Below are 22,216 nucleotides of genomic sequence, written 5' to 3'. Positions count from 1 at the left end.
TTATTATAATTTTAACGTAACTCAATGCGTTACCTGATCCTGATAGTTATAGATACCCGGAGGTAACACCAATTGTGCCGCGATTTCTGCTGCTTTAGCTTTGCCAAGTAACAGGTCAATCAGTTTGAGCGCGAAATCAATGCTGGTACCGGGGCCTTGGCTGGTCAGCAGTTTGACTCTGGGGTCAAACACGACGCGTTTATCCTGCCATTTTTCCGCTGAAATATGCGCTTTGAGTGCCGGATAACCCGTCATGTTGCCTATGGGAAACAACTGATGGTACTCGAGCACGAGGGCGGTTGAGGCGCAAATTGCCGCAACGATGTGGCCTTCCTGATGAGTTTGACGCAGGCGCTCTATCAGCAGGGGGCTGTCACGAAAACATTGTGCGCCGGGTAAACCTCCAGGCAGAACCACCGCATCAAACGGTTGATCGACCACTTCGACCAGCGCGGCATCGGCGACCAATTTCACACCGCGAGAGCAGGTGATAAGGGTATTGCCATCACCGGCGACGCTGGCGGTGGTGACATGAATACCGGCCCTGACCAGCAGGTCAATGGTGGTCACGGCTTCGATTTCTTCACTCCCAGGTGCCAGACACACCAGAACCGAGGCGGTCATATTCACTCTCCTTTCGCTTGATATAGTCAAACAGGCGGCTGTTTTCTGGTAATACCAGCCCGTGGGTACGCGCACGGCGCAACAGATAACCGGTGATGTAGTCAATCTCGGTATGCCGTTGTGCCAGTACATCCTGACGCATGGATGAGGTGTTCGCCGCCGTGTTTTGGATAATCTGGTTAACGTAAAGCAGCAGGTTTTCCGTCGATGTATGAAAGCCTTCTCGCTCCATCACTTGTGCCACTTCCTGACACACCTGCTGAATCTGCTTGCTGTGTGACTGTAATGCACCGTTGGTGCATTCATACAACACCGTCAGCGGGTTGATAACACAATTCGCCGCCAGTTTTTGCCAGCAGGTCGCGGTAATCCGATTGTGCCAGGCGACATCCGGCAAAGCCTGATGCAGGATTTCGGCCAGATGGCTTTGGTATTCAGGTGGATGGCGCGATGGCGACAGACTACCAATATGCGTCACCCCGCCAGCAACATGCACCACTGTCGTCGCGTCTCGACGGGCGGCATGTGTGGTGACACCCAACAGCAGTGGCTGGCTGAACGCGGGCAGTTCTTCCCATGTTCCCATACCGTTGTGCAGCAGTAATACGGTGCAGCGGGGGGAAAGGCGGGGAAGAAGCGATCGCACGGCATCAGAAACCTGCCAGGCCTTCAGTGTGACGAGCAACAGTTCGGTTTGCGCCAGATGTTGGTTGTTGTTGGCCTTCAGCGTAAGGTTGCAGCGCTCGCCACCGAGTGTCGTCACGCTAATCTGGCAGGTGGGTTGCGGAATGCGCAGCCATGCCTGAACATCATGCCCTTGCTGGTGTAATGCATTGAGCCAAAGCTGTCCGATGGCACCACAGCCAAGAACGGTTATTTTCATCCACAATGTCCTTTGTTATGAGCGCTCGTCTCATCTACCTGACTTATCATAAAGTATTACGTCGCCGTCTGCCCGCAGCTTATGGTACGCCGCGCTTGTAACAGGGGTTTTGCTTATTCGATGCAAGCGGTTATGATGCACCCCAGATTGTCAGGAGAGAAAATTATGCCATCGTTTGATATTGTTTCGGAAATCGATATGCAGGAAGTTCGCAATGCGGTAGAGAACGCCAGCCGCGAGCTTGGTACCCGTTGGGACTTCCGCAATGTGCCTGCCAGCTTTGATTTGAATGAAAAAGCACAAACCATCAAGGCGACCAGCGAATCAGATTTTCAGGTCAATCAACTCATTGAGATTCTTCGTGAAAAACTGGCTAAACGCGGTATTGAAGGCGCTTCGCTGGACATCCCTGAAGAGATGGAACATAGCGGTAAAACCTACAGCGTGGAAGCGAAGCTCAAGCAGGGTATTGGCGCTGAGCTTGCCAAGAAGATGGTTAAACTGATTAAAGACAGCAAACTTAAGGTACAGGCCCAGATTCAGGGTGAGCAGTTACGGGTGACGGGGAAATCCCGTGATGATCTGCAAAATGTGATTTCGCTGATACGTGGTGCCAATTTGGGGCAACCTTTCCAGTTTAATAACTTCCGTGATTAACGCTGCTATTGCGGCCATTATCTCTGCTAGTTCTAAATAAATCGGGCACCCATGGGTGCCCGATTTATTCCTGCGTCATTAGCGTTAACTGTACTGGCTCACCCATTGCTCAAGCTGCTGACGGCTGGTTTGTTTACGGTCGATTTTTACATAGGCGCTGAATTCTTCTGGCGCAATGACCACATCGGCGACACCGGGGTGGTTTTGTAATTTATCGCCCAACGACTGGTCTTTTAACGCGTTGTCCGGTAGCGCAATACGCAGGCTGCTCAAATAAGGTGGCTCCTGCATTGTCAGGCTAAGTAGCAACCAGCCGACGGCCAGCAGACAACCTGCGCCAAACACGGCGGTGGCACCGTGCAGATCGTAGAGTGCGCCACCAAGGCTACCGCCTATCGCCACACCGATGAACTGTGTTGTGGAGTAGACACCCATTGCGGTGCCTTTATAACCGGCAGGTGATTCTTTACTAATCAATGAAGGCAGTAATGCTTCCATGATATTAAAGCCAAGAAAGAACAACTGCACACCGATAAAGAGCGGCCATAATGTGTGATTGCTTGCCTGTAACAACACCAGCTCCGCCACAATCAGGATTGCCACACAAAAAATAAACACCTGTTTCATCCGGCGTTTAACTTCGGCATAAATCACAAACGGAACCACCGCGGCAAAGGAAACCAGCATTGTCACCAGGTACACTTTCCAGTGATGCTGTGCAGCCAGTCCTGCCTGTTCCATGACGCGGGGGAGCGCCACAAAGCTCGACATCAGTAAAATATGCAGGCACATGATGCTAATGTTGAGTTTCAGTAATCGACTATTCGCGAGCACTTTATTCATGTTGCCGCGCACAATTGCAGATTCCCGGTTCATCACATGTGTTGACGACGAGGGGATCACCAGCAATGTAATAACAATCGCGACCAGCGCCAGAGCCGCAATGCCCCAAAACAGCGCTTTTAACCCGAGAGCATGCGTAATGACGGGCCCTAATACCATGGCAATGGCGAAGGTGATACCAAAGCTTACGCCAATAAACGCCATCGCTTTGGTTCGATTCTGTTCTCGGGTCAGATCAGACAATAGCGCCATGACTGCCGCAGAAATCGCGCCTGCCCCTTGCAATGCCCGGCCCAGGATAATGCCCCAGATAGTCGCGCTGAGTGCTGCGATAACACTGCCAAGAATGAATATCAGCAACCCGCCGATGATGAGGGGTTTACGCCCGATACGATCGGACATGAGGCCAAACGGAATTTGAAAAATTGCCTGCATCAAACCGTAAATACCGATAGCAATACCAATCAATGACTCACTGGCACCCTGTAGGGCCATACCATAGGTCGTCAGGACGGGCAGTACCATGAACATACCCAGCATACGTAGTGAGAAGATAAGGCCCAGCCCCCATGTTGCCCGTCGTTCTATGGGCGTCATTCGATTGTCGTTCATGATTACCTCGGTGTGTCATTGCGGCTATTTTAGTGTTCGGACCAAAACGCGTAAATGACAGCTTTGTTTCCGTATTTGGCAGAGCAGGGCGTGAGAAAGAAAAACAGACGGGAAACCCGTCTGTTTTAGGAAATGTATTGATTGATAGTCAATCAATGTAAATAGGTGAGCAGACTGTCTTGCACCGGGGCCATCGAGTCTACCGACATCATGAAACTGAGCGACGTAATGGCCACAATGGAGAAGAGAAACAGTTTTTTGGCCCAGACACGGTCATCGTTCGGGTTTTTATAACCAGACAATGCCATCCCTAACCACCAAACGCTTACTGCTGCTGCCACCACCAGGTATTTGTAACCGGCATAACCACCGAGTGATAACATCAGGGTCGCTATCATAAACGCCAGAATATAGAGCGTAATATGATGTTTGGCGACCGAGATGCCTTTGACGACGGGCAGAACCGGGATATTCGCAGCCTGATAATCCTTAAAGCGGAAAATCGCGATAGCGTAAGAGTGCGGCATCTGCCATAGGCTGAAAATCAGCAGCAAAATCAGCGCACCGGCATCAAACTGGTTGCTAACAGCGCAGTAGCCAATGACGGGGGGGGCCGCGCCAGACAGGCTGCCAATTAGCGTGCCGTAAACGGAATGGCGCTTCATGTACAGGCTATAAACGCCGACATACACCACAAACCCCATCACTGCCAGCCACATCGCCAACGGGTTCGCCGCAAGATACAACAACATAAAGCCAGCAATACCGAGCAGAGAGGCATAAATCAGGGTGTTTCTCACAGGAATCAACCCTTTTACCAGAACCCGATTTTTGGTGCGCTCCATTTTTTTGTCGATGTCGCGATCGATAACGTTGTTAAAGACGCAACCCGATGCAACCACCAGCGACACGCCAATGAGCGTCGCGACAAACAGTGGATAATCGATGGTGCCTTTGGCTGCCAGCAAAAATCCACCAATAACGGAAATCAGGTTGCCAAAAATGATGCCGGGTTTGGTGACCTGTAGGTATTGCTTAATCATCATGTCAAAGGCTCAGTTACTGAATCATCATGTTGTGGTGTGCATTGAGCATGATCCACAGGGATCCTACTACCACAATGGCGATAATCAGGGCGGTAAACACAATAGCCACCACATTCCAGCGTTCTTCCGACGACGTATTGAGATGCAGGAAATACACCAGATGAACCAGGATCTGAACGACGGCACAACCCAGTACAGTCAGCAAAATAGCGCTGTGGGATGCTGAGCCATTCATCACCAGTCCAAACGGAATCACGGTCAGAATGATGGACAGAATAAAACCTATCAGATAGGACTTCACGCTACCGTGGCTGGCCCCAGCATGATCGTGAGTGGAATGACTCATTACATCGCCCCCATCAGGTAAACAACAGTGAAGACACAAATCCAGACCACATCAAGGAAGTGCCAGAATAAGCTTAGGCACATCAGTCGGGTTTTATTGGTTGAGGTCAGACCAAACTTCGATACCTGAATCATCATGACCACAATCCAGATAAGCCCCGAGGTAACATGGATACCGTGAGTGCCGACCAAGGCAAAGAAGGAGGACAGGAAAGCACTGCGATCAGGCCCAAACCCTTCAGCAATCAGGTGATGGAATTCATAGATTTCCATGCCGATGAACACCAGGCCAAACAGAAAGGTCAGGCCCAGCCAGGCATTCACCTGAGTTTTATTGTCCTTGTTCATGGCAATCATCGCCATGCCGTAAGTAATACTACTAAACAGCAGAGCAAAGGTTTCGACTAACACGAACTTCAGGTCAAACAAGTCTTTGCCTGTCGGGCCACCTGCCGTGCCGTTTACCAGAACAGAGTAGGTTGCAAACAGCATCCCGAACAGGATGCAGTCGCTCATCAGGTAAATCCAGAACCCAAATACCTTATTGGCACCGGTATCGTGGTGCCCATGCTCGGCATGGGCTGCATTGTGATTAGTCAGAGTAGTGGACATTATTTCACGCCTGCTTTACTGAGTTTATCGAAGTTTTGGTTTTCGATGTTTTCGACGTCTTTAACCGGTACGTAATAATCCACATCCTGGTTAAAGCTGTGCACAATCCAGGTCGCAATCATGCCCACAAAACCGATAATGGCCAGCCACCAGATGTGCCAGATCATCGCGAAACCAAATACCAGGCTGAAAGCAGAAATGATGACGCCAGCGCCGGTATTTTTTGGCATATGAATCTCTTCATAACTTGCCGGTTTACGGTAGGCCTCACCTTTTTCTTTCAATTCCCAGAATGCATCACGTTCGTGAACATGCGGCACAATCGCAAAGTTGTAGAACGGCGGCGGTGATGATGTTGCCCACTCCAGTGTGCGTGCATCCCACGGATCCCCGGTCAGGTCAAGATTCTGATGGCGATCGCGGATACTGACAGCAAACTGAATCACCTGGCAGAGCACACCCAGAGCAATCAGCCCGGCACCTACGGAGGCGACGACCAGCAAGGTATGGAATTCTGGGTTAATCTGCTGACTCAGACGACGCGTCATCCCCATAAAGCCCAATGCATACAGCGGCATGAACGCAACAAAGAAGCCGATGAGCCAGAACCAGAAAGCGCGTTTGCCCCAGGTTTCATTAAGCTTGAAGCCAAACGCTTTCGGGAACCAGTAGGTAATACCGGCAAAGCAACCAAACACCACACCACCGATGATAACGTTATGGAAGTGGGCTATCAGGAACAAGCTGTTGTGCAGCACGAAGTTTGCACCAGGCACTGCCAGCAACACCCCAGTCATGCCACCGATGGAGAAGGTGATAATAAAACCTGTTGTCCACAACATGGCAGAGTGTGGCTGGATACGGCCTTGATACATGGTGAACAGCCAGTTGAAGATTTTCACCCCGGTAGGGATGGAAATAATCATCGTGGCGATACCGAAGAATGCGTTAACGTTGGCACCGGACCCCATCGTAAAGAAGTGGTGCAGCCAAACGATAAACGACAATACGGTAATGGCGATGGTTGCCCACACCAGTGAGGTATAGCCGAACAGCCGTTTTTTACAGAAGGTGGCGACGACTTCGGAGTAAACGCCGAAAATCGGCAACACCAGAATGTACACTTCCGGATGGCCCCAGGCCCAAATCAGGTTGATGTACATCATCATGTTGCCACCCATATCATTGGTAAAGAAATGGGTGCCGAGGTAGCGATCCAGTGTCAGCAGTGCAATAGTCACTGTGAGAATAGGGAACGCAGCAATAATCAGTACGTTGGTACACAATGCAGTCCAGGTAAACACCGGCATTTTCATCAGTGTCATACCCGGGGCGCGCATTTTCAGAATGGTGGCAAAGAAGTTAACCCCAGTCAGGGTGGTACCCACACCGGAAATCTGCAAACTCCAGATCCAATAATCTACCCCTACCCCCGGACTGTACTCTTTACCGGATAGTGGCGGATAAGCCACCCAACCCGTCTGTGCAAATTCACCAATCCCCAGTGACAGGTTGATGAGAATGACACCGACCACAAACAGCCAGAAGCTGAGTGAGTTCAGGAATGGGAATGCCACATCTCGCGCCCCAATTTGCAGGGGAACGGCCAGGTTCATCAGGCCGACAACAAACGGCGTCGCCACGAAGAAAATCATGATAACGCCATGGGCGGTGAAGATCTGGTCGTAGTGATGTGGGTTAAGGAAACCGGCTTCCCCCGCCGATGCCAGGACCTGCTGTCCACGCATCATCACGGCATCGGCAAAGCCACGTATCATCATCACCAGCCCGACGATGATGTACATGATACCGATGCGCTTATGGTCAACGGAGGTAAACCATTCACTCCACAACCATTTCCACTTACCGAAATAGGTCACTGCCGCTAGCAGCGCTAACCCACCTAAAATGATTGTCGCCACCGTGACCATGATAATTGGCTCATGGTAGGGGATCGCATCAAGAGTTAATTTTCCGAACATCGTATTATCCCTCGACTCCTTTTAATGAGAGGAGTGCTCGCTCATGTTCATGCCCTGGTGATTTTTAGAATCATCGGAAGAGTGCTGCATTTGCATACCAGCGTGGTTCTGCATGCTGCCTTCCTGCTTTGATTCGCCTTCACCGTGTGACATGTGCATGTCATTGCCAATGAATTTGATAATGATCTGGCGGAACAGATCCGGTTTTACCTGTGAATAATATTCAACCGGATGGTATTCGCTGGGTTTAGCCAGTTTTTCAAAGTCATCCATCGCATTCAGTGTTTTGGAAGACTTACGAACATTGTCAACCCATTGGTTAAATGCCTGCTGATCTGGCGTAGCGATAGCGGTGAACTTCATGCCTGAGAAGCCATGGCCACTATAACCACCAGAGATACCGTCATATTTACCCGCTTCGTTGGCGATCAGATGCAACTGGGTTTGCATACCGGCCATCGCATAGATTTGCCCGCCGAGACGTGGGATAAAGAACGAGTTCATCACCGAGTCAGAGGTGATTTTGAAGTTCACCGGCGTGTTGGCAGGGAATGCCAGTTCATTGACCGTAGCGATACCCAGCTCGGGATAAATGAACAACCATTTCCAGTCAAGTGACACCACTTCAACATTAATGGGTTTGACACTGGAATCCAGAGGCTTATAAGGGTCAAGCGAATGGGTGGTTTTCCAGGTGATAGTCCCAAGGATGAGGATAATGATGATAGGTACCGTCCAGACAACGGCTTCGATTTTATTAGAGTGCGACCAGTTTGGCGTGTACTTTGCTTTTTCATTGGAAGCTCTGTACTTCCATGCGAAAGCGATCGTCATAATGATCACCGGGATGACAACGATCAGCATCAAACCTATAGCTGTCAGTATCAACGAACGTTGTTCTAACCCGATTTGTCCTTTGGGATTCATTAATGCCATATCGCAACCACTGAGAAGCAGTGTGGTAGCGATTAAAGACAACATCCCAAAAATTTTATTGTATTTCCTGAGTCTCATCTAGCGACCTCAATAACAAGGGCTCTATTGTCATTTCACGCGAGCGGGCATTTTACGGGAAGGTTACTGTACTGTAAACATGATTAAAGAGATGTCAGTCAGCCGTTTACAACTTTTGTCTGGCGTGTCACATCTGGAATACGGTTTCAAAAATTACTTTTAAAAACAGTCAGTAAAGTAACTAATAAAAAGTATGTATCGCTTTTCAAAAATTACAAATCCTCTGCGAACTATTTTAATTTAAATGTTAATTTATTGTTTCTTTTTGGTTGAGTGAAATAATGAAACTGAAGAAAGAACATCGCCATAATGAAATAGACGTTTCTTTATGTCAGCAATTGGAATGAGAAATATTTTAATAAAATGATGTTCTACTAGTGCGATTGCCTACTATCGCAGGCTCTACGAGAGACTTCATGCATTCACGATAACGAGTGGTCTTGGATGATGTGAACGCGTTAGCAACGGCGTGACGCGCTGTAATCAAGCAGGCAGCCGAGCAGAATAGCGGCCAGCGTCAGCAATGCTCCCATACTCATCAACCCATTTTCTGGTGCAACGGACCCTATCAGGCCGATAGCTCGCGCCGCCCAACTCAGTAAACCCATGATAAACACTCCGCTACCGATGAAAAAAAGGCGTGAAGCCAGCCGGTAAAGCCGCGGGAAGGCACTGCGCTGTGGGAATTTCTGCTCTGACAGGGGCGTGTCCAGCGTGCGCTGACATAATTTCAGCAACAGCAGTCCTGGAACAGCAATGGCAATAGAGAACAGATAAAACCATGACCAACTGTAGATCTCGACAAGCCAGCCTGCAATCGGGCCGACATATACCCGTCCAATGGCAGAAAGCGCCGAGAGCAAAGCAAACTGTGTTGCGGAAAAAGATTTGTTGCATAAAGCCATAAGAAGCGCAACGAAGGCGGCGGTTCCCATACCTGCGCACAGGTTTTCTAAAAAGATAACCACGGCCATAGAAAGCAAATGTTTGCCTGAGAGGGTAAGAAACCAGTAACCGGCATTGGATAACGCTTGTAGCAGACCAAAAATCATCAGTGCACGAAACAATGTCCAGCGCTGCATCAATATGCCACCGTATAGGGCACCGACAAGGGTTGCGAATAAGCCAAGCGTTTTATTAACTAACCCGACTTCACCGGGTTGAAAGCCCATGCCGCGTATTAGAAATGGCGTGCTAAGGCTGGCGGCAAACGCATCCCCCAGTTTGTACAGGACAATCAATAATAAAATAAGCCAGGCATTGTTACGACGAAAAAAGTCCTGCAAGGGGGCCATTACCGCCTGTTCCAGCGTGCGTGGCGAGGGGGCATTCACCACCGGCTCTGGCGACCATAACGTGGCGAGTGTGCATAGCAGCATCAAGAGGGCCATCAGCCAGTAAGTCGCATGCCAGCCAAGGAAACGGTCGGCAATCCACAGCGCCAGACCTCCAGATGCGAGCATGGCAAGACGGTAGCCAAGCACGGAGATAGCAGCACCACTGCCTCGCTCCTGTGGTGGCAGTAAATCCGTTTTATAGGCATCAAACACGATATCCTGGGATGCGGAACAAAACGCAATAATGACGGCGAACACGGCCAGCCACCAGAGATGACGAGCAGGATCGAGCATACCTATTGCGGTAATGGCTGCGACCAACAGTAACTGCGTTATCAACAGCCAGCCGCGTCGCCGCCCCATAAAGGGTGGTGTGTACCTGTCCATGAACGGCGACCAGAGAAACTTGAACACATATGCCTGACCGACCAGCGAAAAGAACCCGATGGTTTTTAAATCCACATTTTCTACGGTCATCCATGCTTGCAAGGTGCCAGAGGTTAGCGCCAGCGGTAAGCCGGAAGCGAAGCCCAAAGCCAGCAAGGTCAGGTTATTCTGTTTATGGAAAAACGAGAAAAGACGGATAAACATGCAAAATCCTTCGTGCTTGCCCCGCTGGCGGGGCAAGCCGGGTGAAAAACTAATCTGTTAGCGAGAATTAGTCTTAATAAAGGTACTGATGCTGGTGTCCTGAGCCATATCCGTAATGACATCGCTCAACACTTGATTGACAGACTCGGTTATCTTGCTGTTGGTCGCAGTAAGCGCACCTTGCACATTATAACTGGCGCGGTAGTTCTTAATCTGTTTGTTACCATTAGCGGCCTGGGCAATGATGGAGATATCGGCACGGGTAGTGATGTTGTAGCGCAGGTTTCCTTCAGAAACGTCTGCAAACAGGGTATTGACAACGACCTGCAACGCAACAGGGCCGCCTGTACCTATCATATAACCGCGTGCTGACATTTGTTTTTCCAGCACTTCTTGTAGCAGGAAGCGCAAATCTCGCGACGGTGTCAGCGTAACCAACTGACCATCGCGGTTGACGCGCGCCAGTGATTGGTCTGCACGTTGGTCTGCGCCATTAATGCTAATGGTAACGCCACGCAGTGTTGGGTCTTGAGAGGGAAGTGCGATTTTAGGCGTGACATCCAGGGTCGTGGTCTTGCTGGCGCATCCTGCCAGCAAGAGTGCGGCAAACAACGGGAAAAGGAGTTTTTTTAACATGTCGGTCTTCTCGTTATGAAACGGTGGTTGGCTGATAAACACAGTTCGTTATCATATCATCGTCTTGCGTCAGGGAAAGAGTAGAAAATGGTCAGAATCTGGCGCTGTGATGTGCGTTTTTTATTGTGGGCAATGATTTTCTGGCACCAAAGTGCGCCTGAGCGCGGGCATGAGTCATCTGCGGCTAAGCGGTGATGATAAAACTGCCTTGCTGTGATAAATGTGGCTAGAATCGATAGAGATAAATGTACTAACGATGTGGCATGCCGTTTGAAAACGGCCATGACGCTTGATATCTGACAGCTAATTTTAAACTATGTGAACCCTGTATGATTCGTGAAACCATTGAGGCAAAGCTGCGTGCCGAGTTTGAGCCGCAATACCTCGACGTCATTAATGAAAGCTATCGTCATAATGTGCCTGCCGGTTCTGAAAGCCATTTCAAAGTGGTGGTGGTGAGTGAACGTTTTACCGGCGAGCGGGTGATTGGCCGTCATCGGTCTGTTTATCGTGTCTTGGCCGATGAGCTTGAGGGCGGGGTGCATGCACTGGCTTTGCATACCTATACACCGACAGAGTGGCGGGATTTGCAAATGGCTGTACCTTCTTCGCCGCCGTGTGGTGGCGCTGGATTGGATAGCTGAGCCCGGTATCGACGGGGCGTGACGCTTCGCCCCGAAAACACACAAGGCAAATAAGCTGAAAAGTGTGAAAGTCCTCTGGCAATACCCTGGTTACTCTCCTCGACTCGCCCTGCCTATGCCGCTATAATGTTGCGTCTTATTTTCCGGAATGTATTCGGGACGCTTCTGACTATAGGGAACTGGTCCGGTAAAGTGGCCGTCCTGGTTCTGCGAGACTGTGATCAGCAAGGTCGCCCCAGGGCGCTTTATGAAAACGGGTTCTGAGGTTGACCGAGCACTGTGATTTTTTGAGGTAACAAGATGCAAGTTTCAGTTGAAACCACCCAAGGCCTTGGGCGCCGCGTAACCATTACCGTTGCTGCCGACAGCATTGAGAATGCGGTTAAAAGCGAACTGGTCAATGTGGCTAAAAAAGTTCGTATCGATGGTTTCCGCAAAGGCAAAGTGCCAGCGAAAATCGTTGAACAGCGCTATGGCGCATCCGTCCGTCAGGACGTGCTGGGCGATCTGATGCAGCGTCACTTTGTTGATGCCATCATCAAAGAGAAAATCAATCCGGCTGGTGCCCCGAACTATGTTCCGGGCGAATACCAGGTCGGTGGTGATTTTACATACTCTGTTGAGTTTGAAGTTTATCCAGACGTTGAGTTGAAGGGACTGGACACCATTGAGGTTGAAAAACCGCTGGTTGACGTTTCCGATGCTGATGTTGACGGCATGCTTGATACGCTGCGTAAACAACAGGCCACCTGGAAAGACGCTGATGGCGCGGCAAGTGCAGAAGATCGCGTCACCATCGATTTCACCGGTTCTGTTGGTGGTGAAGAATTCGAAGGCGGTAAAGCGTCCGATTTCGTGCTGGCAATGGGCCAGGGTCGTATGATCCCAGGTTTTGAAGATGGCATTGTTGGTCATAAAGCAGGTGATGAATTCACGATCGAGGTGAAATTCCCGGAAGACTACCATGCAGAAAACCTGAAAGGTCAGGATGCTAAGTTCGTTATCGTTCTGAAGAAAGTCGAAGAGCGTGAACTGCCGGAACTGACAGCTGATTTCATCAAACGTTTTGGCGTTGAAGACGGTTCCATTGATGGTTTGCGCGCTGAAGTGCGTAAAAACATGGAACGTGAGCTGAAAGGCGCGATCCGTAACCGTGTGAAATCTCAGGTGATTGACGGTCTGGTCAAAGCAAATGAGATTGATGTGCCCGCGGCGCTGATTGACGGCGAAATCGACGTTCTGCGTCGTCAGGCGGCTCAGCGTTTTGGTGGCAACGAAAAACAGGCACTTGAACTGCCACGCGAACTGTTTGAAGAACAGGCTAAACGTCGCGTTGTTGTCGGCCTGTTGCTCGGTGAAGTCATTGAGTCTAATGAGCTGAAAGCCGATGAAGATCGCGTAAACGCGCTGATCGACGAAATCGCTTCTGCCTATGAAGACCCGAGTGAAGTCGTTGAGTACTACAAGAAAAACAAAGAAATGCTGAACAACATGCGCAATGTCGCTCTGGAAGAACAGGCGATTGAAACGCTGCTGTCCTCTGCAAAAGTTGTTGAGAAAAACGTTAGCTTTAACGAGCTGATGAACCAGACTGCAACGGCATAATCGCATTTCTGCGACCAACCGAACGATGGAAAGCCCGCCGCTTGTGCTGCGGGCTTTTTTTCTTTTTCTGACTGCATTGTCGAAATCGAATCCGTTCGCGCCATCAATTCCTGCCAGAACTGCACTATGATTATGAAGACTATGATGATGAACATATGCGGGTTATGAATAACTCATTGGTTGTGAATAACATATTGGTTATAAATAACGGATGATAGGCAAATGATGACGCCAGTATAAGGTCGGTTTTCAGAGTAGAATTAGTGCTTTAACGGTTATCAATCGCTGGTGTAAGCTTGAAAGTCGATGCGATCGGCCCCAATTAATGGTCAGGTGGTCAAGTTGCATCGTCAGGGAAATCCGTCTGATGTCGTTACAGCAGGGTAGCTAACTGCACGCCTGAGCATAGTCATCACTTTTTATCTCAAGTAGAATCAGGCGGTATGCGCCAAATGCATTTTATCTAGGAGACGTTAATGTCATACAGTGGCGAACAAGAAAAATTGGCCCCTCACATGGCTTTGGTGCCGATGGTGGTTGAACAGACTTCGCGTGGGGAGCGTTCTTACGATATTTATTCCCGACTCCTGAAGGAACGTGTGATTTTCCTCACTGGTCAGGTTGAAGATCACATGGCGAACCTGATTGTGGCGCAAATGCTGTTTCTGGAAGCTGAAAACCCTGAAAAAGACATCTACTTATATATTAACTCGCCGGGCGGCGTCATTACTGCCGGGATGTCTATTTATGACACGATGCAATTTATTAAGCCTGATGTCAGCACTATCTGCATGGGGCAGGCGGCTTCAATGGGCGCATTCTTGTTGACTGCCGGGACGAAGGGTAAGCGGTTTTGCCTGCCAAATTCTCGCGTGATGATTCACCAGCCGCTGGGCGGTTTCCAGGGGCAGGCCACGGATATCGAAATTCATGCTAAAGAGATCTTGAAAGTGAAGGCGCGCATGAACGAACTGATGGCTAAACATACTGGTCAGCCTCTTGATGTAATAGAAAGAGACACCGAGCGCGATCGTTTCCTCTCGGCGGCTGAGGCAGTAGACTATGGACTGGTTGATTCTGTACTCACCCATCGTGAATAACGCCAGTAAGACAGATTAGCCAGATGTTCTGGGCCCCATCGCAGGTGGGAACCCGCCATGCTGGCTGAGAAACGTCGGCGTTCGCTGTGGCGCAATTGCTATGTGGTTGGCCTGCGGGCAAGAGACTAAAGAAGAGGTTTGACTCATGACAGATAAGCGCAAAGACGGTTCAGGGAAGCTGCTGTACTGTTCTTTCTGCGGCAAGAGCCAGCACGAGGTTCGTAAGCTGATTGCCGGGCCGTCAGTGTATATCTGCGATGAATGTGTTGATTTGTGTAACGACATTATTCGCGAAGAAATCAAAGAAGTAGCGCCACACCGTGAGCGTAGCGCGTTGCCGACGCCGCATGAAATTCGCCGTCATCTGGATGATTATGTCATCGGTCAGGAGCCGGCGAAAAAGGTATTGGCGGTTGCGGTGTACAACCACTATAAACGTCTGCGTAATAGCGACAGCAATAATGGTGTTGAACTGGGTAAAAGCAATATTCTGCTGATAGGTCCTACCGGGAGCGGTAAAACCCTGCTGGCAGAGACGCTGGCGCGTTTTCTGGATGTGCCCTTCACTATGGCTGATGCCACCACGCTGACCGAGGCTGGTTATGTTGGTGAGGATGTGGAAAACATCATCCAGAAGCTGTTGCAGAAGTGTGATTACGATGTGCAAAAAGCACAGCGTGGCATCGTTTATATCGATGAGATCGACAAGATTTCCCGTAAATCAGATAACCCGTCGATTACCCGTGATGTCTCCGGCGAAGGGGTTCAGCAGGCACTGCTCAAACTGATTGAAGGCACGATTGCTGCGGTGCCGCCGCAAGGTGGGCGCAAACATCCACAGCAAGAGTTTTTGCAGGTGGATACCTCCAAAATTCTGTTTATTTGTGGTGGCGCATTTGCTGGCCTTGATAAGGTTATTGAACAGCGTACGGATACGGGGCGTGGTATCGGTTTTAACGCAACGGTAAAAGGTGTATCGCAAAAAGCAACCGAAGGCGAGTTGTTGGGCCAGGTTGAACCAGGCGATTTGATCAAGTTTGGTTTAATTCCTGAGTTTATTGGCCGCCTGCCGGTTGTGGCGACATTAAAAGAGCTGGATAAGGACGCATTAATCCAGATTCTGCGTGAGCCGAAAAATGCATTGACCAAGCAGTATCAGGCGCTGTTTAAACTTGAAGGCGTTGAGCTGGAATTCCGTGATGAAGCGTTGACTGCGATTGCCAGCAAAGCCATGGCACGTAAAACCGGAGCTCGTGGTTTGCGCTCGATTGTAGAAGCGGCACTGCTTGATACGATGTACGATCTGCCATCACTGGAAAATGTGGATAAAGTGGTGATTGATGAGTCGGTGATTTCCGGCCAGACAGAACCGCTGATGATTTACGGCAAGCCGGAAGCTCAGCAGGCTTCTGGTGAATAATTAGCCTGAAAAACAACAATAAACGACAAAATGGGGGAATTTAATCCCCCATTTTTTTTTACGCACGTTCAATCGTTGAATGTGAGATATTTATCCCCATATACTCGATTACCCACAGGCGAAACCCGTGATGTCCGCGTTTCATGAGTTTCCCTTAACCTGGCGGAAACGAAACTAAGAGAGAGCTCTATGAACCCTGAGCGTTCCGAACGCATAGAAATCCCCGTATTGCCGTTGCGCGATGTGGTGGTTTATCCGCACATGGTCATCCCGTTGTTTGTAGGTCGGGAGAAATCGATTCGGTGCCTTGAAGCCGCAATGGATCACGATAAAAAGATCATGCTGGTGGCACAGAAAGAGGCCTCAACGGATGAGCCTGGCATTAATGATCTTTTCTCGGTAGGAACGGTCGCTTCTATCCTTCAAATGCTGAAACTGCCTGATGGCACGGTCAAAGTGCTGGTAGAAGGGCTACAGCGCGCGCGCATCACTACGCTTTCTGATAGCGGTGAGCATTTTGCTGCTCAGGCGGAATATCTGGAGTCGCCAGCCATTGAAGAGCGTGAGCAGGAAGTGCTCATGCGCACAGCCATTAATCAGTTTGAAGGTTACATCAAGCTGAATAAGAAGATCCCTCCAGAAGTATTAACGTCGCTTAATAGTATTGATGATGCTGCGCGCCTCGCCGATACGATTGCCGCGCATATGCCGCTCAAACTGGCCGATAAGCAGTCAGTGCTGGAAATGTCTGACATCACTGAACGTCTGGAATATCTGATGGCGATGATGGAATCGGAAATCGACCTGCTACAGGTGGAAAAACGTATCCGCAGTCGCGTCAAAAAGCAGATGGAAAAAAGCCAGCGCGAGTACTATCTGAATGAGCAGATGAAAGCGATTCAGAAAGAGCTGGGTGAAATGGATGATGCGCCGGATGAACAAGAGGCGCTCAAACGTAAGATTGAATCTGCCAACATGCCCAAAGAGGCGCGCGAAAAAGCCGAAGCCGAGTTGCAGAAACTGCGCATGATGTCGCCGATGTCAGCGGAAGCGACTGTGGTGCGCAGCTATATCGACTGGATGGTTCAGGTACCCTGGCATGCACGCAGCAAAGTGAAGAAAGATCTGGTCAAAGCACAAGAGATGCTGGACTGTGACCACTACGGGCTGGACCGCGTAAAAGAGCGTATTCTTGAGTATCTGGCGGTTCAAAGCCGGGTTAGCAAAATTAAAGGGCCGATTTTATGTCTGGTAGGGCCGCCGGGGGTAGGGAAAACCTCACTGGGTCAGTCCATTGCGAAAGCCACCGGTCGTCAGTATGTGCGTATGGCGTTGGGCGGTGTGCGTGATGAGGCGGAAATCCGTGGGCATCGTCGTACTTACATTGGCTCTATGCCGGGCAAACTGATTCAGAAAATGGCGAAAGTGGGGGTAAAAAACCCGCTCTTCCTGCTGGATGAGATCGATAAAATGTCCTCTGATATGCGTGGTGACCCGGCTTCTGCCTTGTTAGAAGTGCTGGATCCTGAGCAAAACGTGGCGTTTAACGACCATTATCTGGAAGTGGATTACGACCTTTCTGATGTCATGTTTGTGGCAACCTCGAACTCAATGAACATTCCGGCACCGCTGCTGGACCGTATGGAAGTGATTCGTCTTTCCGGTTATACCGAAGATGAAAAACTGAACATTGCGCGCCAGCATCTGTTGCCGAAGCAAATTGAGCGTAATGCGCTGAAAAAAGGTGAACTGTCGGTAGAGGACAGTGCCATTGTCGGTATTATCCGTTATTACACGCGTGAGGCTGGCGTACGTAGTCTGGAGCGTGAAATTTCCAAGCTGTGTCGCAAGGCAGTAAAAGCGCTGATGATGGATAAATCACTGAAACATATTCAGATAACCAGCGATAACCTGAAAGAGTATCTGGGTGTTCAGCGCTATGATTATGGCCGTGCCGACGAAGAGAACCGCGTTGGGCAGGTCACAGGGCTTGCGTGGACAGAAGTCGGTGGCGATCTGCTGACTATCGAAACCGCCAGTGTGCCAGGAAAAGGTAAGCTGACTTATACCGGCTCGCTCGGTGAAGTCATGCAAGAGTCAATCCAGGCCGCGTTGACGGTTGTGCGCGCCCGCGCAGAGAAATTAGGTATCAACTCTGATTTTTATGAAAAACGTGACATCCATGTGCATGTGCCGGAAGGTGCGACGCCGAAGGATGGCCCGAGCGCCGGTATTGCGATGTGTACCGCACTGGTGTCTTGCCTGACGGGGAATCCGGTGCGTGCTGATGTGGCGATGACCGGTGAAATTACCCTGCGTGGGCTGGTGCTGCCGATTGGTGGCCTGAAAGAGAAATTGCTGGCGGCACATCGTGGCGGCATCAAGACAGTTCTCATTCCCGATGAAAACAAGCGTGATTTGGAAGAAATTCCACAAAACGTGATTGCTGATTTGGATATTCACCCGGTGAAGCGTATTGAAGAGGTTCTGACTATTGCGCTACAGAACTCACCCTACGGTATGGACGTGGTGAAGGCTGTCGCTAAAAAATAGTGAGCTGTCGCAAAAAGCACTGAGAAAATAAAGGCTGGTAAGTTAAATGATGCTTGCCAGCCTTTTTTCGTGTCGTTAAGTTAGAGCACTGTTGAGCCGGGTACTCGCCAGTGAGCGGGTTTGAGACATCGCGGCTGAATCAATAAAGTAAAGTGTTGTGCGGTAATATCGGCGCAATAACGGTATTTCAGAGGGGATGATAGAGTGAACAAGTCACAATTGGTCGACAAAATTGCCGCAGATGCTGATATTTCCAAAGCGGCAGCAGGGCGTGTGTTGGATGCAATTATTGGGTCTGTTACCGACGCTCTGAAAAGCGGGGATGACGTAGCGTTAGTGGGGTTCGGGACGTTTTCTGTGCGTGAGCGTGCAGCCCGCTCCGGCCGCAATCCGCAGACCGGAAAAGAAATCAGTATTCCGGCTGCTAAAGTGCCGGGTTTTCGTGCCGGTAAGGCACTGAAAGACGCGGTGAATTGATTATTCACTAACAAAATCTGGATGGGGGCCGTTTTACCGTCCAAACACTACCTGACTCAGCGTGATGGGTAAGGTAAGATATAAGGCGCATCATGGTATGATGTGCCTTTTTTTACAGGTAATTGCGTTTTGCTGGTAATCAAGATTACCGTTCAGGCAAATACTTAAGTGCGCCTAGCCGAGTGCGGCTATAGCAGTAGCAGGGATGCATGGCTACGGCCTGCGCAGGGGAAGTGTTATCCATTCTACAGCGGAGTGTTGTCACATTATGATGGACAATTTACGCGCGGCCGCTAACAACGTCGTGCTGAAAATTATTCTTGCCTTGATTGTTGGTTCATTTGTATTGACTGGTGTGGGAGATTACCTGATCCGTGGTTCAGGTGACTATGCAGCCAAGGTCAATGGACAAGAAATTACCCGTGCTCAGCTTGAGCAAGGCGTGCAGAATGAACGCGCTCGCCAGCAGGAGATGCTGGGAGATAATTTCTCCGCGCTGGCATCAAATGAAGGCTACATGCAGCAGTTGCGTGGGCAGGTGATGTCCCAACTGATTGATGAGACGTTAATTGTGCAGTATGCCCATACGTTGGGCCTGAATATCAGCGATGAACAGGTCAAGCAGGCGATTTTCTCCGTGCCTGAATTTCAGACCAACAACCGCTTTGACAATCAAAAATATCTCGCACAAATTCGCCAGCTAGGGCTGACGCCTGATGCCTATGCGCAGTTCCTGCGTAAGCAATTGCTGACACAGCAGTTGATTCGAGGGTTAGGCAATACCGATTTCGTCCTGCAACAAGAATTAAATAATCTGGTTGCTATGGCGGCGCAAGACCGCACCATTCGAACCGCTACCCTCGATTTAAACGCCCGGGCGAAGAACCTGACGGTTTCTGATGATGAAGTGAAGAGCTTTTATGATCAGAACAAGAACCGCTATCAGGCACCCGAGCAATTTAAAGTCAGCTACATTATGCTGGATGCGGCATCCATCATGGATAAAACCCGTGTGGATGATGCTGATATCTCTGCCTATTACGAGCAACACAAAAGCGAGTTCACCCAGCCTGAACGCAAGAAGTACAGTGTCATTCAGTTGAAAACACAGGAAGAAGCGAATGCTGCGCTGGAACAACTGAAAAAAGGCGCTGACTTTGCTGCGCTGGCGAAAGAAAAATCTACCGATATCGTCTCTCGTCGTAACGGGGGGATTTGGGGTGGAATGGATGAAGGCTCGACCGTTGATGAGATAAAACAAGCGGGCTTGAAGCAAAAAGGTCAGTTGTCTGACGTTATTAAATCTTCCGTTGGTTTTTTGGTCATTCGTCTGGACGATATTCAGGTTCAGCGGGTGAAAGGGCTGGATGAAGTGCGATCGGCGCTGGCGGAAAAAGTGAAGCGTGAGAAAGCGTTAGACGCATTTTATGCCCTACAGCAGAAAATTAGCGAAGCGGCCAGTAATGATAATGAATCACTGGCTTCTGCAGAGAAGGTTGCGAATGTGAAAGCGCAACAGACTGACTGGTTTAACCGGGATAATGTACCCGCCGCGCTTAATTTCCAGCCGGTCACACAGGCTGTTTTTGGCGGTTCGCTGGTCGGTGACAACGGTACTCCCGGCAGTAACTCCGATGTGATTAGCGTTGACGGTGATAGAGCGTTTGTCTTGCGTGTTGCAGAGCATAAACCGCAAACAACTCAGCCTATTGAGCAGGTTCGCGATCAGGTTTTGCAGGCGTTGAAACGTCAGAAAGCAGAGCAGCAGGCGACGGTTGATGCAGAGAAAATTCTGGCGGATTTGAAGCAGGGTAAGAGTGATAGTCTGGCGGCTGCCGGGTTGAGCTTTAGCGCGGCGAAAGTGCTTTCTTCCGTCACTCAGAGTGACGCGCTGGGGCAGACCGTGTTCTCCATGCCACAGCCGAAAAAGGATAAACCTGCTTATGCCGTGGCGCGAGACCAGGAGGGTAATGTGGTTTTGGTTGCGCTTGATGAGATTAAACCGCATGCCTTATCCGACGATCAGAAAAAACAGTTTGGCAACCAGCTTGAGCAGACCTCAATGGGTGCCCTGTTTGATACGTTGTTAGGCAGCCTGCGTACTCAGGCAAAGATCAAGTACGGCAGCGCAGCGCAGGAAGTGCAATAAGCTTCGCAAAATTTTGCAACCAGCTGTAACACCCAAAGGCCGCTTTCGCGGCCTTTTCCACATTTCCTGTTTGCTGTTTGTCGTCTGTGGCTGGCTCGGGCATTGTAGCCGTGCTGTCAAACACAAGGAGGATACAGCATGAAAAAATCAGGAATTAAAGCGTTATGTCTGATTGTTGGCATGAGTCTGGCCGGTATTTCTAACGCGCTATGTAGCGTGGCGAAATTTTTCGCATAGATTTGCAATAGATTTTACACAGCGCGAAGGCGCAGATATTGCGCCTTTTGCATTATGTAAAACCTTTCGCCGCCTTTTAGTTTGTGATTTTCGGGTATGGCTGGATATTAAACAACTTTGTGTTTAGTCTCTTTCTCGCCCGCTTGTTTAGAAACCTGATATACCGAAACTGCCGGAAGCGATGCGCTGTAGCTCGCTCTTTGTTCTCTCTTAGATATTCACCTCTAGTGCCGCCGCGCTTAATCGCATTCATTGCAATAGAGTGATAAAACTCACCATCTAACTCATAAAACGTTGAGTAGTGACTGCCGATATATTCAAAATTTGATGCCTGATAGACAACCCCGGAACGGCCACAGCGCTCATCAGCAAATGTCTGAACCCATTGAACGCCGGGGTGTAGGAGCTTGATGGTTTTTAGAGAGTAGCTGATCGCTCTTGATTCTGAATTGCGCGGCATGCAGTCATGTAGCCACATTCTATTTAGCTCCATGTACTCTTTGTTTCCTGTTCCTTCGACGACACGTTTGCCGCTTGCTGGGTTTAGCGCATACCCCCACTGCAATACGCCAACGATATCTCGCCCGGAAAATACCCCAAGATGCAAATATGAATTATTAACAAACCTGCCTGAATAATGCTTGTTAACAACAATGGCTCGAGCCAGCCAGGCTGGGATTGTTTCAACCCGCAGTTCCGGTGAGCCATACCCGACAATAGAGCCGTTGTATTTTATGATATCTGGCTTGATTAATACGCGCGACGTAAACTTCTTCATCTTTATAAGGCACCAATACGATCGATTTAACAGATCAATATTCAAATATTGATTATCAAATACGATCATAT

The 22,216-nt window shown here is 49.6% G+C and carries 19 protein-coding genes; 8 read left to right on the top strand and 11 right to left on the bottom strand.

Annotated features, from left to right (window positions below; genetic code table 11):
* Positions 1-21 precede the first annotated feature (21 nt).
* Both yajL and panE read right to left on the bottom strand, forming a co-directional pair.
* Positions 22-624 (bottom strand): protein deglycase YajL, encoded by a 603-nt coding sequence (gene yajL, locus DAQ1742_RS14655; protein ID WP_035340505.1) that lies wholly within the window; start codon positions 622-624, stop codon positions 22-24.
* Complete coding sequence (gene panE, locus DAQ1742_RS14650; RefSeq protein WP_035340507.1) at positions 584-1,507, bottom strand: 2-dehydropantoate 2-reductase; 924 nt, start codon at positions 1,505-1,507, stop codon at positions 584-586. Before panE ends, yajL begins: the two co-directional genes overlap by 41 nt.
* 165 nt (positions 1,508-1,672) lie before the next feature.
* On the opposite strand from panE, the gene DAQ1742_RS14645 reads away from it, so the two are divergent.
* Positions 1,673-2,164 carry a YajQ family cyclic di-GMP-binding protein gene (locus DAQ1742_RS14645; RefSeq protein ID WP_035340509.1) on the top strand — a complete coding sequence of 164 codons (492 nt, stop codon included), beginning with the start codon at positions 1,673-1,675 and terminating at the stop codon, positions 2,162-2,164.
* A gap of 84 nt (positions 2,165-2,248) precedes the next feature.
* Here DAQ1742_RS14645 and DAQ1742_RS14640 read toward each other — a convergent pair whose 3' ends face one another.
* The 8 genes from DAQ1742_RS14640 to DAQ1742_RS14605 form a co-directional block, all read right to left on the bottom strand.
* On the bottom strand, positions 2,249-3,619 hold the full coding sequence (locus tag DAQ1742_RS14640) for an MFS transporter (RefSeq protein ID WP_035340511.1): 1,371 nt from the start codon (positions 3,617-3,619) through the stop codon (positions 2,249-2,251).
* Between the two features lie 152 nt (positions 3,620-3,771).
* Positions 3,772-4,662 carry a heme o synthase gene (gene cyoE, locus DAQ1742_RS14635; protein WP_035345802.1) on the bottom strand — a complete coding sequence of 297 codons (891 nt, stop codon included), beginning with the start codon at positions 4,660-4,662 and terminating at the stop codon, positions 3,772-3,774.
* Positions 4,663-4,678: 16 nt separating this feature from the next.
* Complete coding sequence (locus DAQ1742_RS14630) at positions 4,679-5,011, bottom strand: cytochrome o ubiquinol oxidase subunit IV (RefSeq protein ID WP_035340513.1); 333 nt, start codon at positions 5,009-5,011, stop codon at positions 4,679-4,681.
* Positions 5,011-5,622: a cytochrome o ubiquinol oxidase subunit III gene (locus DAQ1742_RS14625; RefSeq protein WP_035340514.1), complete on the bottom strand. Its 612-nt coding sequence runs from the start codon at positions 5,620-5,622 to the stop codon at positions 5,011-5,013. Before DAQ1742_RS14625 ends, DAQ1742_RS14630 begins: the two co-directional genes overlap by 1 nt.
* The gene (cyoB, locus tag DAQ1742_RS14620) at positions 5,622-7,604 is read right to left on the bottom strand and encodes a cytochrome o ubiquinol oxidase subunit I (RefSeq protein WP_035340516.1); all 1,983 of its coding nucleotides are present in this window, start codon (positions 7,602-7,604) and stop codon (positions 5,622-5,624) included. Before cyoB ends, DAQ1742_RS14625 begins: the two co-directional genes overlap by 1 nt.
* Before the next feature lie 21 nt (positions 7,605-7,625).
* Entirely contained in the window at positions 7,626-8,618 is a 993-nt protein-coding gene (gene cyoA, locus DAQ1742_RS14615) for a cytochrome o ubiquinol oxidase subunit II (protein WP_035340518.1), read from the bottom strand.
* 458 nt (positions 8,619-9,076) lie between these two features.
* Complete coding sequence (ampG, locus tag DAQ1742_RS14610) at positions 9,077-10,546, bottom strand: muropeptide MFS transporter AmpG (protein WP_035340520.1); 1,470 nt, start codon at positions 10,544-10,546, stop codon at positions 9,077-9,079.
* Positions 10,547-10,603: 57 nt separating this feature from the next.
* Positions 10,604-11,182, bottom strand: a complete 579-nt coding sequence (locus tag DAQ1742_RS14605; RefSeq protein ID WP_035340523.1) for a lipoprotein — start codon at positions 11,180-11,182, stop codon at positions 10,604-10,606.
* 329 nt (positions 11,183-11,511) lie between these two features.
* Here DAQ1742_RS14605 and bolA point away from each other — a divergent pair, with 329 nt between their 5' ends.
* The 7 genes from bolA (at position 11,512) to ppiD (ending at position 21,130) form a co-directional block, all read left to right on the top strand.
* The gene (bolA, locus tag DAQ1742_RS14600; RefSeq protein WP_035340525.1) at positions 11,512-11,826 is read left to right on the top strand and encodes a transcriptional regulator BolA; all 315 of its coding nucleotides are present in this window, start codon (positions 11,512-11,514) and stop codon (positions 11,824-11,826) included.
* 300 nt (positions 11,827-12,126) lie between these two features.
* Entirely contained in the window at positions 12,127-13,431 is a 1,305-nt protein-coding gene (gene tig, locus DAQ1742_RS14595) for a trigger factor (RefSeq protein ID WP_035340527.1), read from the top strand.
* Between the two features lie 476 nt (positions 13,432-13,907).
* Complete coding sequence (clpP, locus tag DAQ1742_RS14590; protein WP_035340529.1) at positions 13,908-14,531, top strand: ATP-dependent Clp endopeptidase proteolytic subunit ClpP; 624 nt, start codon at positions 13,908-13,910, stop codon at positions 14,529-14,531.
* A gap of 145 nt (positions 14,532-14,676) precedes the next feature.
* Entirely contained in the window at positions 14,677-15,951 is a 1,275-nt protein-coding gene (gene clpX, locus DAQ1742_RS14585; protein ID WP_035340531.1) for an ATP-dependent protease ATP-binding subunit ClpX, read from the top strand.
* A gap of 189 nt (positions 15,952-16,140) precedes the next feature.
* The gene (gene lon, locus DAQ1742_RS14580) at positions 16,141-18,504 is read left to right on the top strand and encodes an endopeptidase La (protein WP_035340533.1); all 2,364 of its coding nucleotides are present in this window, start codon (positions 16,141-16,143) and stop codon (positions 18,502-18,504) included.
* Positions 18,505-18,708: 204 nt separating this feature from the next.
* The gene (gene hupB / locus DAQ1742_RS14575; RefSeq protein ID WP_035340535.1) at positions 18,709-18,981 is read left to right on the top strand and encodes a nucleoid-associated protein HU-beta; all 273 of its coding nucleotides are present in this window, start codon (positions 18,709-18,711) and stop codon (positions 18,979-18,981) included.
* Positions 18,982-19,249: 268 nt separating this feature from the next.
* Positions 19,250-21,130, top strand: coding sequence for a peptidylprolyl isomerase (ppiD, locus tag DAQ1742_RS14570; protein ID WP_180706163.1), 1,881 nt, complete (start codon positions 19,250-19,252; stop codon positions 21,128-21,130).
* 313 nt (positions 21,131-21,443) lie between these two features.
* On the opposite strand, the gene DAQ1742_RS14565 is transcribed toward ppiD, so the two are convergent.
* Complete coding sequence (locus tag DAQ1742_RS14565; RefSeq protein WP_035346460.1) at positions 21,444-22,145, bottom strand: Mom family adenine methylcarbamoylation protein; 702 nt, start codon at positions 22,143-22,145, stop codon at positions 21,444-21,446.
* Positions 22,146-22,216: the final 71 nt, after the last annotated feature.

It is taken from the genome of Dickeya aquatica (genome assembly GCF_900095885.1).
Taxonomy (GTDB): Bacteria; Pseudomonadota; Gammaproteobacteria; order Enterobacterales; family Enterobacteriaceae; genus Dickeya; species Dickeya aquatica.
Note: the sequence above shows the minus strand (reverse complement) of the source record. Positions and strands in the feature narration are given on the sequence as shown.